14 protein-coding genes and 1 tRNA gene are annotated in these 12,040 nt (G+C 55.3%); 7 read left to right on the forward strand and 8 right to left on the reverse strand.

Annotated features, from left to right (window positions below; translation table 11 throughout):
- The 8 genes from proB to AC2FIZ_RS03095 all read right to left on the reverse strand — a co-directional run bounded on the left by proB (position 1) and on the right by AC2FIZ_RS03095 (position 6,128).
- Entirely contained in the window at positions 1-1,107 is a 1,107-nt protein-coding gene (proB, locus tag AC2FIZ_RS03060) for a glutamate 5-kinase (protein ID WP_496788581.1), read from the reverse strand.
- Positions 1,095-2,129, reverse strand: coding sequence for a GTPase ObgE (gene obgE, locus AC2FIZ_RS03065; RefSeq protein ID WP_142633832.1), 1,035 nt, complete (start codon positions 2,127-2,129; stop codon positions 1,095-1,097). Before obgE ends, proB begins: the two co-directional genes overlap by 13 nt.
- Before the next feature lie 37 nt (positions 2,130-2,166).
- Positions 2,167-2,703 carry a GNAT family N-acetyltransferase gene (locus AC2FIZ_RS03070; protein WP_142633834.1) on the reverse strand — a complete coding sequence of 179 codons (537 nt, stop codon included), beginning with the start codon at positions 2,701-2,703 and terminating at the stop codon, positions 2,167-2,169.
- On the reverse strand, positions 2,700-3,308 hold the full coding sequence (locus AC2FIZ_RS03075; protein WP_271947094.1) for a LysE family translocator: 609 nt from the start codon (positions 3,306-3,308) through the stop codon (positions 2,700-2,702). Before AC2FIZ_RS03075 ends, AC2FIZ_RS03070 begins: the two co-directional genes overlap by 4 nt.
- Positions 3,309-3,401: 93 nt before the next feature.
- Positions 3,402-3,671 (reverse strand): 50S ribosomal protein L27, encoded by a 270-nt coding sequence (rpmA, locus tag AC2FIZ_RS03080; RefSeq protein ID WP_120635433.1) that lies wholly within the window; start codon positions 3,669-3,671, stop codon positions 3,402-3,404.
- A gap of 11 nt (positions 3,672-3,682) precedes the next feature.
- Positions 3,683-4,300, reverse strand: coding sequence for a 50S ribosomal protein L21 (locus AC2FIZ_RS03085; protein ID WP_271947092.1), 618 nt, complete (start codon positions 4,298-4,300; stop codon positions 3,683-3,685).
- A gap of 209 nt (positions 4,301-4,509) precedes the next feature.
- A complete protein-coding gene (locus AC2FIZ_RS03090) occupies positions 4,510-5,307 on the reverse strand; it encodes a DUF2059 domain-containing protein (protein WP_281994622.1) in 798 nt (265 codons plus the stop codon).
- Positions 5,307-6,128 carry a DUF2059 domain-containing protein gene (locus AC2FIZ_RS03095; protein ID WP_271948056.1) on the reverse strand — a complete coding sequence of 274 codons (822 nt, stop codon included), beginning with the start codon at positions 6,126-6,128 and terminating at the stop codon, positions 5,307-5,309. The genes AC2FIZ_RS03090 and AC2FIZ_RS03095 overlap by 1 nt, the downstream gene beginning before the upstream one ends.
- A gap of 144 nt (positions 6,129-6,272) precedes the next feature.
- On the opposite strand from AC2FIZ_RS03095, the gene AC2FIZ_RS03100 reads away from it, so the two are divergent.
- The 7 genes from AC2FIZ_RS03100 to AC2FIZ_RS03130 all read left to right on the forward strand — a co-directional run bounded on the left by AC2FIZ_RS03100 (position 6,273) and on the right by AC2FIZ_RS03130 (position 12,040).
- Positions 6,273-6,362 (forward strand) — tRNA-Ser (locus AC2FIZ_RS03100).
- Positions 6,363-6,706: 344 nt separating this feature from the next.
- Positions 6,707-7,228 carry a hypothetical protein gene (locus tag AC2FIZ_RS03105; protein ID WP_281972111.1) on the forward strand — a complete coding sequence of 174 codons (522 nt, stop codon included), beginning with the start codon at positions 6,707-6,709 and terminating at the stop codon, positions 7,226-7,228.
- A gap of 201 nt (positions 7,229-7,429) precedes the next feature.
- Positions 7,430-8,458, forward strand: coding sequence for a zinc-binding dehydrogenase (locus AC2FIZ_RS03110; RefSeq protein WP_496790589.1), 1,029 nt, complete (start codon positions 7,430-7,432; stop codon positions 8,456-8,458).
- A 74-nt stretch (positions 8,459-8,532) separates the two neighbouring features.
- The gene (locus tag AC2FIZ_RS03115) at positions 8,533-9,408 is read left to right on the forward strand and encodes a branched-chain amino acid ABC transporter permease (protein ID WP_281994624.1); all 876 of its coding nucleotides are present in this window, start codon (positions 8,533-8,535) and stop codon (positions 9,406-9,408) included.
- Positions 9,409-9,411: 3 nt separating this feature from the next.
- Positions 9,412-10,509, forward strand: a complete 1,098-nt coding sequence (locus AC2FIZ_RS03120; protein ID WP_142633851.1) for a branched-chain amino acid ABC transporter permease — start codon at positions 9,412-9,414, stop codon at positions 10,507-10,509.
- Positions 10,506-11,270, forward strand: coding sequence for an ABC transporter ATP-binding protein (locus AC2FIZ_RS03125; RefSeq protein ID WP_496790590.1), 765 nt, complete (start codon positions 10,506-10,508; stop codon positions 11,268-11,270). The genes AC2FIZ_RS03120 and AC2FIZ_RS03125 overlap by 4 nt, the downstream gene beginning before the upstream one ends.
- Complete coding sequence (locus AC2FIZ_RS03130; RefSeq protein ID WP_281972114.1) at positions 11,267-12,040, forward strand: ABC transporter ATP-binding protein; 774 nt, start codon at positions 11,267-11,269, stop codon at positions 12,038-12,040. Before AC2FIZ_RS03125 ends, AC2FIZ_RS03130 begins: the two co-directional genes overlap by 4 nt.

Raw genomic sequence — 12,040 nt, forward strand, 5'->3', positions numbered from 1 at the left:
TCAAACAGCCAGATCATCGCGGTGGATCAACACCGCGCGGCCAGGATAGCCTAGAGTGGCTTCGATTTCGGTCGATTTGCGCCCCTTGATAGCGTCTGCTTCTTGTGCGGTATAGCGGCTGAGCCCCTGCGCAAGCCGTCGCGCCTGTTGGTCCATGATCGAAACAGGATCACCGCGCCCGAAATCTCCGGATACTTCGACTATTCCTGCTGGCAAAAGGCTTTTGCCATTGCTCAGCGCCCGCGCGGCCCCCGCGTCCACAACGATCTCACCTCGGGGTTTCATCGCGGAAATCCAGCGTTTGCGGGCGGCATGCGGGTCAACTGTCGCTGTGAACCATGTGCAGTTCGCGCCGTTTTCAAGCGTTTTCAACGGGTTCAGAGGGGATCCTTCGGTGATCGCCATATCGCAACCAGCAGCCGTGGCCATTTTTCCCGCCAACAGTTTGGTCTTCATCCCGCCCTTTGATAGGCCGGAACCGGCATCACCCGCCATCGCCTCAATCTCGGGCGTGATGTTTTCGATGACGTCATACCGCCTGGCAGAGGCATCCTCATTTGGATTGGCCGAGTAGAAGCCATCAACATCCGACAGCAGGATCAGCTGATCAGCGCCAACAGTGACGGCGATCTGAGCGGCCAGACGATCATTGTCGCCATATCGGATCTCATCCGTTGCCACTGTATCGTTTTCGTTGACAATCGGAACGACTCCAAGCCCCAGCAGCGTTTCCAAGGTGGCGCGTGAATTCAGATAGCGGCGACGATCCGCGCTATCCTCCAGCGTGACGAGCACTTGTGCAGTGGTAATGTTGTGAGGCGTCAGCGCTTCTTCATAGGCGCGGGCCAGCCGGATTTGCCCGACAGCGGCGGCGGCTTGAGACTGTTCCAACGGAAGCGTGGCCAGGGGCAGACCCAAAACGCCACGCCCCAATGCGATTGACCCCGATGAGACCAGAATGACGTCGGTCCCCTGCCCCTTTAGCCATGCGACGTCCTGAGCAAGCGAATGTAACCAATCAGATCGCAGCAACCCTGTGTTCCGATCCACCAGCAAGGCGGATCCGATCTTGACCACGAGGCGTTTGGCTGCGGTCAGGGTTGCCAAGGCAGTTCCTCCTCGGCGGGTTTCTGGCGCACGCGGTCATCGTCTATCCGACCGCGCAAAGCCCGCAGGACGTCGGTTACACCCAGATGCGCCACACCAGACATGGCCATTATGGGGCCTCCGACGGCCTCTTCAAGCTCGGCCTTGGCCAGTTCACGTTCCTCGTCATCCAGGGCGTCGACCTTGTTCAAGACGGTGATGCGAGGCTTATCGGCCAACTCACCACCATAGGCTTCAAGCTCGTGAATGATCGTGCGATAGTCTTCGGCCACACTTTCCGAGGTGCCATCAACTAAATGCAGCAATACCGCGCAGCGTTCGACATGGCCCAGAAAACGGTCTCCGATGCCACGTCCTTCATGTGCGCCCTCGATCAGACCGGGGATGTCAGCCACCACGAATTCCACATTGTCGACACCCACAACGCCCAAATTGGGGTGCAAGGTGGTAAAAGGGTAATCGGCAATTTTGGGGCGTGCGTTCGATGTCGCAGCAAGAAAGGTCGATTTGCCAGCATTAGGCATCCCCAACAGGCCGACATCGGCAATCAGTTTCAGGCGCAGCCAGATCGTGCGGTCGATACCTGCCTGACCCGGATTAGCCCGACGAGGGGCCTGATTGGTGGCCGATTTGAAGTGCAGGTTGCCAAAACCGCCATTGCCGCCCTTGGCCAGAAGGACCCTTTGGCCCACCTCTGTCAGATCGCAGATGACGGTTTCTTCGTCTTCGTCCAGGATCTCAGTGCCGACCGGGACGCGCAGAATGATGTCATCACCATCTTTTCCGGTGCGCTGCTGCCCTCGGCCAGGCTGACCGTTCTTGGCAAAGAAATGCTGCTGGTAGCGAAAGTCGATCAGGGTATTCAACCCATCCACAACTTCGACCCAGACAGAGCCACCTTTACCGCCGTCCCCGCCATCGGGACCGCCGTATTCAATGTACTTTTCGCGCCGAAAACTGACGCAGCCGCCACCGCCGGCCCCGGACCGGATGTAGACCTTTGCAAGATCGAGAAATTTCATGACTGTCCCCTACTGCAAAGGCCCCACCGGCCACAAGTCAGAGTTTTTTACTGTATGTCCAAGTGGGCACGTTCGCATCACGCGCCACTGAATAGATTTCGGCATCACCCAGGTATTCGAAACCACAATGCGTCAGCACCCTGGCTGAGGCTGGATTGTCCTGAAATACGCTTGCGAACATCGACGTGTTTTCAAGCGGATTGGCGACAACCAGTGCTTCGACCGCCAGAGATGCGATCCCGGTGTTCCAATAGACAGGAGCCACCCAATAGCCGACCTCGGATTGGTTGCGATCCAGGCGTTCCAGAGAGATTAGGCCTATCAGCTCCGGACCGCCATCCTTGGTCGCGTCCATCGCCCAGACATCCTCGCTGCGGTCTTCGGCCATGGACCGGGTCACAAAGGCCTCAACCGCGCCGGGCGGCAAAGGATGCGCAATCCTTGTCGTCATACGCGCAACCCGCTCATCTCCGGCATAATGTTCGATGAGACCCAGATCCGACCGGCGCAGAGGGCGCAGATCGAACCGCTCGGTTTCTATGACCGGCTGGTTTATGATCGTCTCAAGTTTCATAGGTGCGTTCCTCCTCCGAACAACACAAAAAGTACAGACGCAACAGTGAGACCTGCTAACGTCCACATCAGATATTTTTCCATCGGCCGACCTTCAACCGCGTGGGCAATTCTATCCCCGGCAAATGTCCAGATTGGGTGAAGAATCACCTGACAAATCAACAAACAAGCCGCGATTGCGAGCGTTGCCTCAAAAGTTGGTGTTCCGATGGCGACAAACCCCGTGAACCCCGCAACGATCATGGCCCAGGCCTTGGGATTGAGCGGATGAACAATCAATCCAGCCAGAAACCCTGGCGCTGCGCCATCAGCCTCTTGCCGGGACAGCCGCGTGTTGGCGATCTTCCAGGCCAGCCACATGATATAGGCCGCCGAGGCGTATTTCAGAACAGCAAACACCGCCGGCGCCTGATCCGCCAATTGCAGCAACCCAAAGCCCACCGGCCAGATGATTAGCTGCTTGCCCAGAATGACGCCGCCCACAAAAGGCAGCGCTGCCCGAAACCCGTAACGCGCACCGGTTCCCAGCAGGACCATATTGGCCGGTCCCGGCGTGCCGACCTGACTGGCGGCAAAGATCAGGAAACTGGTGGTTGCGACTGTCATCGGACTGTTTGATCGAACCTGCGTTAAAACGAGAAAAGGGACCGGCATTTTCTGCCGGTCCCCCAAGAATTTTCAAACCTTATGGGTTTCGGCTTACTCTGCGGCCTCCGCCACTGGCAGGACCGAAATAAAGGTGCGGTTTTTGAGGCCTTTGTGGAACTTCACAGCGCCATCAACAGTTGCAAAGATGGTGTGATCTTTGCCAATGCCTACGCCTTCGCCCGGCCAGAACTTGGTGCCGCGCTGACGCACGATGATGTTGCCTGAAATGGCGGCCTGGCCACCATATAGTTTCACGCCAAGGCGGCGACCAGCTGAGTCGCGACCGTTACGGGAGGAACCGCCAGCTTTTTTATGTGCCATTCTCTCTCTCCTTAGCCTTTAGCAAGCTCTTTGGCCTGCTCAACCCATTCGGGTTTCACTTTGACCGTTTCGATAGCAGCAATCTGCTCGTCCGACAAGGCGGCCAGAGCGGCAAAGCTCTCGATACCGGCCTCGTTCAGCTTTTTGGCAGCGGCAGGGCCGACACCGTTCAGCGCGGTCAGATCGTCTGCAGCAGCAACAGCGGCGGGTGCCTCTGCTTTGGCTTCTGCTTTCTTGGCGGGCTTTTTCGCTGCGGGTGCAGCTTCACCAGCCGGCGCGGAACCGGTTGCAGCTTTGATGCCCGACTTGTCAGCGCCCGACGACAGGATGTCGGTGATCTTGACCAGGGTCAGCTTCTGACGGTGGCCAACGGTACGCTTCGAGCTGTGCTTACGACGGCGCTTGACGAAGTTGATGACCTTGTCACCCTTGATCTGTTCGATCACGTCGGCCTGAACGGCTGCACCATCTACAAACGGTGCACCAACAACCGGAGCGTCACCGCCCAGCATCAGAACATCGTTGAATTGAACTTTTTCACCTGCGTCGGCAGCCAATTTTTCAACGCGGAGGATATCACCCGCCTGAACCTTGTACTGCTTGCCGCCAGTCTTGAGGACCGCAAACATGCGTCTTTCCTTTGTCTAACCCGCGTTCTGTGGTCCCCTTGCGGGAGTTTTCGGCCTCAGCCACCTCGAACAGCGCGCCCTTTTCGGGCTGTGTGAATGACCCATGGATCAGCCCCTTGGGTCAACAATAACGATACCCGGCGCGGAGATTCCGGCCGGGATGGGCGCTTATCCAAAGATTGCAGGGGAAAGTCAACATGAAATGGCGACTAAAGATCAGAGCCCTGTAAGACAGCCGCTACCGCCTTTCCCAGATCGTAATAGATCTGATCATACATACTGTCGAAGCTCTCGAACAGTGAGCTGTTCAGCGCTTGCCCTGTATCCGTTCGAGAAAACGCGATGTTCTTGCGCATCTGGGCGTTGCTCAGAGGGTTATAGGCCATCAACAGAAAGGAATACAGCCAGGTTTCTGTCTCTTGCTCGATCCCGTCCTTTTGCAGCAGAAGGTTGTCCAGAAGGTCGCTGTCATCGAGAACCTGGCCGTCATTTATCCCCCTGAAAAAGTTGTAATCCGCGCTCAAAGCGCTCCGCACGTTCTGTTTGATCAGGTCGTTGGCCAGTATGTACTCTTCGACCAGTTTGAACTGCATGCTGTCTTTGGTGTTTTCGAAATAGGCCTGTTTTGCCAAGTCTTCGATTGCCGGATCAACAAATGCAAGCCGTGCGGAATTCTCAAGGGAAACGATGGTCTGGCCAAGATCGCTTTCAAAAAAGGCGATGGCGCGTTCCAAATGCACTTCATCCAGGCTTTGCCGGAATCCCTGGACCAACTGATCATACATCCAATCGGGATCATAAATCGCCTCGACCCGAGTTTCGAACAGAGCGCCACCGTTGCCATCCAACAAAGTGGCGTCCATCTCTTGGCTCATCTTTCCGCCTTCGGACAGGAGGATTTCGATCAGGTTCTCCAGACGCATTGCCTGCGCCAGCCGATCCGCTTTTTCCACGGCGCCGGATGATGTGGCCCAGAAGATTAGGGCGAAAACGATCAGAATGCGCATCAGATGTCCTGTGCGGGGTGAAGCTCGGCCATTTTGGTTGCCAGGACTTCGAATTTCATAGCCATTATCTCATACTGAATGGCGTTCAAAAGTTCGTAGACTTCCTGCATTAAAGGCTGTTCCAACGCCTCGACATAGGTGATGACATCCGCATCCGAGAAATCCTGATAGGTATAAGCAGCACCGGCAAGTGCAGAAAGCTGTAAGGCCTGTCGCATCCCGGTTTCGTTCTGTTTCATCATTGCGCGCAATTCATCTGCATCCAACTGCAGTTCGATCACACCTGAAGCGCTGGCGGCGAGGAGGAACCGGATTTGTATTTCCTGAAGGGCGCGCAAAGAAGTACCGCTTGAATCGATGGCAGTGTTCATCCTTTTTAGACTCTCAACACGTTGAGAGCCTTCGCGGACAAGTTGAGCGACAATCTCTTGCCCCTGCTGTTGTTTCGCTTCGTCATCCTCGATCAGATGGGAAGCGTTTTCAGCAGAGACCAGTCGTTGACCCAGATCTGATGCATAGAATTCTACCGCGTGATTCAGCGCCTGATCGCTGAGCGTCTGCTCTAAAATCGAAACTGCAGTTTCATGCATGTCTTTGGTATCGAAAACTTCTTCGGTCAGCCGCGCCCAGTCCGACCCGAATCCATCGGGGTCAAAACCCAGCATCTGAGGTGCCGAGGCCGAGGCCAGAGCAATACTTTCAAGGGCAACGTCGAAACCGGTCGTGGTCAAGAATGCCTCGATCCTATCGCGCCCGGCAGCGGATGCCGGGATTGGCAACATGAATACTGTGAAAAGAAACAGCGAAAGGGCGGTGGTCATGTGGTGCGTAAAATGTCTCATGTACAGAAGCCTAGGGGTTTTGCGGCATCTGGCAACGGAAAATCCTGGGATTGATAAATTATGAAACTTTCTGCTTGCACCCCCGGGTGTTCATCACTAAATCCCCCCCTCACAGACCCCCGCGGAGAGGTGCCGGAGTGGTCGAACGGGGCGGTCTCGAAAACCGTTGTGGGTGCAAGCCCACCCAGGGTTCGAATCCCTGTCTCTCCGCCATCAGCCATTCAGCGCATGATTGGCAACCAGCTTTCCGGAATTTAGCTCAAGCACCTGAAATGCAGGTCTTTGTCGCCTTATTCGCTTTGCGCGCCTTCCTACGAGAATTCTTAGCCTCTGTGCTTCCCTGTCGAACAGGCATTTGTGCGACCCTGTGGGTTGGTTGACAAGAATGGCATCTCGGCCACTGGTTGTTCAACGTTGGCGTGTTATTGCCATGGGATCGGCCCAGATCGGCGTACACTGGCTCAATCCCTTGTTCTGAGAGGATGTTCCACGAATTCCCCTTTCCAGTCCGCTAGTTTCCCCCCATCTCGGCGACACATATTTCAAAGGAGAATCCCATGTCGCGTATAATCTTGCTAGGGGTCGTCGTCGCCGGCGTTGGCGCCGCAATCTATTACTATCTGAATCAACCTGCCGCTCCGGTCGAACAGCCGCAAGCCGCCGCTGAAGAAACCGGAAACGCCGTGTCCGAAGCCGTAGAATCGGTTACTGAACAGGCTGGCGAAGCTGCGTCTTCCGTTACGGAACAGGCGGCTGAAATCGTCGAACAGTCCAGCGAAGCCGCGTCTGACTTAGCCACTCAAGCTGGTGAAACAGCGACTGAGCTGGCCGATCAGGCTGGAGAAGAGGTCGCTGCCCTCACCAACCAGGGGCAAGAGCTGCTGAATTCCTGGGTTGAGAGCGGCGCTATGAGTGTTGATAACTTTGACTATGACGCCATGGTGGCCTCAGTTCAGGAAAGCACACTGGCAGAAGAACTGAAGGTAAAAGCGGTTGGTATTCTCGATGATATCAAAGCCTCACCTGCAACAATCGCGCTGAAAATTCAGGAACTTCAGGCCCTGTTGACTGGTCAGTAAGAATTAGAAAGACCGCCGAAACAGGCGGTCTTTCCCTACGTCAAAGAATAGTTCGATTGACGCGCCTTTAGCCATTTGCTTGGCTGATCTGAACACATATGCCACGGTTGATGTCGATCATGGCTATCATTTTCGAAATTGTTGGTTTGATGCAGTCAAGCAGGACCCGACAGTTTCCTATCGTTCAGAAAAGGTACGCACATGACCCCCCTTCCCTCTTCCATGTTTGCGATCGTTCAAACTCATCATGGGTATTCGGGCAAAGCCACTGGTCCCAGCATCCAAAATGCGTCTGATTGGCTGGCCGAAACGGAAATGCCTGTGCCCGAGCCGGGCGCAGGACAGGTTCTGATCCGTCTGAGGGCGTCATCGGTTAATCCGTCCGACCTGCATTTTATCAAGGGTGAATACGGGCAGCCTAGGGTAAAGGGATCTCCGGCCGGGTTTGAGGGATGTGGAGACGTCGTCGCCACCGGTGCCGGAGCCGAGGGTTTGCAGGGACAGCGCGTGGCATTCATGGCCACTCTTTCCGGTGCGTGGGCCGAGTACGCTCTGACCGATGCACAAATGTGTATTCCACTGCGCCCGGATATCTCGGATGACGATGGGTCAGCACAGATTGTGAACCCGATGACGGCCATGGCGATGGTCGATCTGGCGCGTCAGGCCGGAGATGCTTTTATCGTATCTGCCGCAACCAGTCAGTTGGGCAAGCTTATGTGCAGCCTCGGTCGCGATCTTGGGCTCAAGCCGATTGCGATCGTGAGACGCGCTGAGACCGTTGCTGCATTGAAAGAGCTGGGCGCGCATGACGTGCTGGTAACATCAGACCCCGACATGCTGCAGAAATTCGCAGCGCTTAGCAAAGAGCTTAAACCTCGGGTCTTTCTGGATGCCGTCGCCGACCAGATTTCCGAACAGATTTTCTGTGCGATGCCGAAAGGTGCGCGCTGGGTGTGTTATGGCAAGCTCAGCCCTGAACTGCCCAAACTAACGCAGACGGGACAGCTCATCTTTATGGGTAAGAAAATCGAAGGGTTTTGGCTGACACAATGGATGACAGCGACGCCTCGCGAAGATGTGGTACGTGTCGTTGCCGAGGTTCAGGCCCGCTTTGCGGACGGGCGTTGGAAAACAGATGTTTCAGAAAAGCTTACATTAAAAAATGTTATGTCCGGGCTGGTTGATGCACTGCAAAAGAGTGACGGAAAGGTAATTATCACGCCATAGTAGTACAAACCCCGGGCTAAGGAGGAGGCCCGGGATCTAAATGAACCCGGAGCAACCGGTATAGGGAGGTGAGTTTGGATAATGCGCAGCTGCTGATTAGCGGGCTGGCGAATGGCTGTGTCTATGGGCTGATCGCGCTCGGATTTGTTCTGATTTACAAGGCGACCGAGGCAGTGAACTTCGCACAGGGTGACCTCATGATGCTGGGCGCCTTTGTTACCATCGGGCTTACAAATGCCGAATATATGGGGCTGCCTTTTTGGCTGGCCTTGCCGATCTCGTTGGGGATCATGGGCGCGCTGGGGTACTTGCTGGACCGGTTGATCATTCGGCGACTTTTCGGGGAAAGCCAGACGGCTGTGGTCATTCTGACCATCGCCCTGGGCTTTGTAATCCGATTTGTCGCTGGTCTGATTTGGGGGCACGAACCGCAGACGCTGCAGAATCCACTGGCCGGAAAAGAAGTGCGTTTTGGTGGCCTTGTACTGGGGATGGAGGACGTGGCGGTTATTGTCGTTACCGTTCTGCTGACCTGGGGGCTGTACCAGTTCTTCAGTCGTACCAAGCTTGGGCTTGCAATGCAGGGTGCCTCACAAAATCAGTTGGCGGCCTATTATATGGGAATCCCGGTAAAACGTGTGCAGGGTTTCATCTGGGCGTTGGCCGGCGTGGTTGCGGGTATCGCAGGCATTTTGTTTGCCGCCAAAGGATCCGTGGACCCGGCAACCGGACTTCTGGGCATTAAGGCCTTCGCCGCTGCGGTCATTGGCGGATTCGGAAGTTTACCTGGAGCATTGGCCGGAGGTTTGATCGTTGGCGTAATCGAACCGTTTGCCAGTCGGTATATCGCTGCTGGGTACAGTCAGATTGCACCTTATGCGCTGTTGTTGGCTGTCCTGATCTTTCGCCCCAATGGGCTGTTCAGCCAAGTTAGGGTCAAAAAGGTTTAAGCGATGCGGATCATTTTCAAGACCAGTTACATGCAAGATATCCGGCCTTGGAAAGACCGGTATCAACTGAGCCTATACCTGATCCTTCTAGGCGTCGTGATCGCCGCTCCGTGGTGGTTGGACGCATTCTATCTGGGTGAGCTGACAAATGTTCTGATCTGGGCGATTGCAGGTCTTGGGTTGATGATTCTGACCGGCCATACCGGACAGGTCAGCCTTGGGCATGCGGCTTTTCTGGCCTTTGGGTGCTATGCGAATATCATCTTGATTGAGGCAGGCTTGCCATTCCTGCTGGCCTTCCCGATCGCCGGTATCCTGACCGGGATAGCAGGGGTGACCGTTGCTATCCCGGCCCTGCGCCTTCACGGTATCTACCTGGCAATCTTTACCATGGCCCTGTCGATCCTGATGGATGACGTGATTGTCCTGGCCGAGCCGATCACCGGCGGGGTCGCCGGTAAATATATCGGCGGGGTCGAGATATTTGGATTCATGGTCGATCGCTGGGCTACGCCGGTCCAATTCTTCTGGCTGGTGCTTGCAGTCGCGGTTCTGGTCACTCTGGGCTATATCAACCTGCTGCGCGCACCGCTTGGGCGCAGTTTCATCGCCGTGCGAGATTCTGAGGTCTCGGCCCAGGCGATGGGTGTTGATATTGCGCAGACCAAGATGATTTCATTTGCCCTGTCCTGCGCCGTGACCGGCTGGGCAGGTGCTCTGATGGGGATGTTCTCGGGCGCGTTCAATAACGAGACATTCAGTGTCCTAATCTCAATTCAGTTGCTGATGATGATCGTGATCGGTGGTCTGGGCTCAATCCACGGGGCATTCCTGGGCGCTGTCGTCATAGGGTTTCTGCCGCAATTTTTGTCGATCGCAAAAGAGTATGTCGGCGCAGTTTTCGGGGGCAGCACCGTCGCAATTCCGGGATTGGAATTTGGAATCTTCGGCATGATCCTGATCGCCTTTATCCTGTTTGAGCCCATGGGGATGTATGGACGTTGGCTGAAGATCCGGACATGGTTCGAACTGTTTCCCTTCTATCGCAAGGACATGTTCAAACGTCAGAAATCCTATCTCAAGACGGAGCGTCTGAGATGAGCCTGCTTGAATTTAAGAATGTCACCTTGAAATTTGGTGGCGTCACGGCTGTGAACGACCTGTCCTTTTCAGTCGAAGACGGCGAGGTTTTTGCCATAGTCGGCCCCAATGGCGCGGGTAAATCGACCGTTTTCAATCTGATCTCGCGCTTTTATGAACCAATAGAGGGTTCAATCCGGTATGACGGGCATGACTTGCTGCAGGTGAAACCGTCAGGCGTTGCAGCATTTGGTGTTGCGCGGACGTTTCAGAATATCGAACTGTTCGAACACGCCACTGTTCTGCAGAACCTGTTGGTCGGGCGTCATCGGCACCGCAAGACAAAACTTTTATCCGAGGTGCTGTTTCTGCCGTCGGCCCGGCGGCAAGAGATCGAAAACCGTGAAAATGTGGAAGAGATCATAGATTTTCTTGATCTACAGGCCTATCGCGACAAGATGATATCCGGCCTGCCTTACGGTGTGCGCAAAGTGGTTGAAGTTGCCCGCGCCCTGGCCACCGATCCCAAGTTGTTACTGCTGGATGAACCGGCCTCGGGGCTGTCGGTCGAGGAAACGACCGATATGCGCTGGTGGATAGATGATATCCGGCGGCAGATGGGGATTACGGTGCTGATGGTCGAACATGACATGGCTTTGGTCTCGGGCGTCTCGGATCGGGTCCTTGCAATGGCGGATGGGGCAATGCTCGCACTGGGAACCCCTGCGCAGGTACAGTCACACCCGGCAGTGGTTGAGGCCTATCTAGGGAAAGTGTCATGAGCGATCCGATCCTGACCATTCGCAATGTCGAAAGTTTTTACGGGCCAATCATGGCAATCCGGGGCGTGTCGCTGGATGTGCATCCGGGTAAAATCGTGTCGATCCTTGGGGCTAATGGGGCCGGCAAGACTACATTGATGAAAACCGTGTCCGGCGTAATGGACCCAGAAAAGGGCAAGATCAGCTTTGACGGGGTCGAAATTCAAGGGGCCGAGCCACATAAAGTTGTGCAGAAAGGCGTCGTCCACGTACCCGAAGGGCGCGAAGTATTCCCCCTTTTGACCGTGGATGAGAACCTGAGTCTCGGGGCCTATACCTCGTCGGACCGGGGGCAAATTGATCATGATCGCGATCTGGTTTTTTCATACTTCCCGATCCTGAAAGAACGCCGCAATCAAGAGGCGGGGACCTTATCCGGAGGCCAACAACAGATGTTGGCAATCGGGAGGGGATTGATGGCAAATCCAAGGATAATGTTACTGGACGAGCCCTCGCTGGGCCTGTCTCCTTTGCTTGTGCAAGAGATTTTCGGAATCCTGAAGCGCCTGAATGATGAACAGAACATGACGATGATGCTGGTTGAACAGAACGCCAATGCTGCGCTGGAACTGGCCCATCACGGCTATGTCATGGAGGTTGGGCGCATTGTCATGGATGGCGCTGCGGATGAACTGATGCGGTCAGAAGATATCCAGAATTTCTATCTGGGCGTGCAGGAAGAAGGTGCGCGTGAAAACCGCCGCTGGAAACGCAAGAAGACGTGGAGGTGA

It is taken from the genome of Ruegeria sp. CDSB022 (assembly GCF_059611145.1).

What these genes read in the sequence shown, in the direction of transcription:
- AC2FIZ_RS03130 (WP_281972114.1), top strand. Translation starts at nt 11,267, where the DNA reads ATGAGCGATCCGATCCTGACCATTCGCAATGTCGAAAGTTTTTACGGG.
- AC2FIZ_RS03070 (WP_142633834.1), bottom strand. Translation starts at nt 2,703, where the DNA reads ATGAAACTTGAGACGATCATAAACCAGCCGGTCATAGAAACCGAGCGG.
- obgE (WP_142633832.1), bottom strand. Translation starts at nt 2,129, where the DNA reads ATGAAATTTCTCGATCTTGCAAAGGTCTACATCCGGTCCGGGGCCGGC.
- AC2FIZ_RS03095 (WP_271948056.1), bottom strand. Translation starts at nt 6,128, where the DNA reads ATGACCACCGCCCTTTCGCTGTTTCTTTTCACAGTATTCATGTTGCCA.
- AC2FIZ_RS03105 (WP_281972111.1), top strand. Translation starts at nt 6,707, where the DNA reads ATGTCGCGTATAATCTTGCTAGGGGTCGTCGTCGCCGGCGTTGGCGCC.
- AC2FIZ_RS03085 (WP_271947092.1), bottom strand. Translation starts at nt 4,300, where the DNA reads ATGTTTGCGGTCCTCAAGACTGGCGGCAAGCAGTACAAGGTTCAGGCG.
- AC2FIZ_RS03090 (WP_281994622.1), bottom strand. Translation starts at nt 5,307, where the DNA reads ATGCGCATTCTGATCGTTTTCGCCCTAATCTTCTGGGCCACATCATCC.
- rpmA (WP_120635433.1), bottom strand. Translation starts at nt 3,671, where the DNA reads ATGGCACATAAAAAAGCTGGCGGTTCCTCCCGTAACGGTCGCGACTCA.
- AC2FIZ_RS03110 (WP_496790589.1), top strand. Translation starts at nt 7,430, where the DNA reads ATGACCCCCCTTCCCTCTTCCATGTTTGCGATCGTTCAAACTCATCAT.
- AC2FIZ_RS03125 (WP_496790590.1), top strand. Translation starts at nt 10,506, where the DNA reads ATGAGCCTGCTTGAATTTAAGAATGTCACCTTGAAATTTGGTGGCGTC.
- AC2FIZ_RS03075 (WP_271947094.1), bottom strand. Translation starts at nt 3,308, where the DNA reads ATGACAGTCGCAACCACCAGTTTCCTGATCTTTGCCGCCAGTCAGGTC.
- AC2FIZ_RS03120 (WP_142633851.1), top strand. Translation starts at nt 9,412, where the DNA reads ATGCGGATCATTTTCAAGACCAGTTACATGCAAGATATCCGGCCTTGG.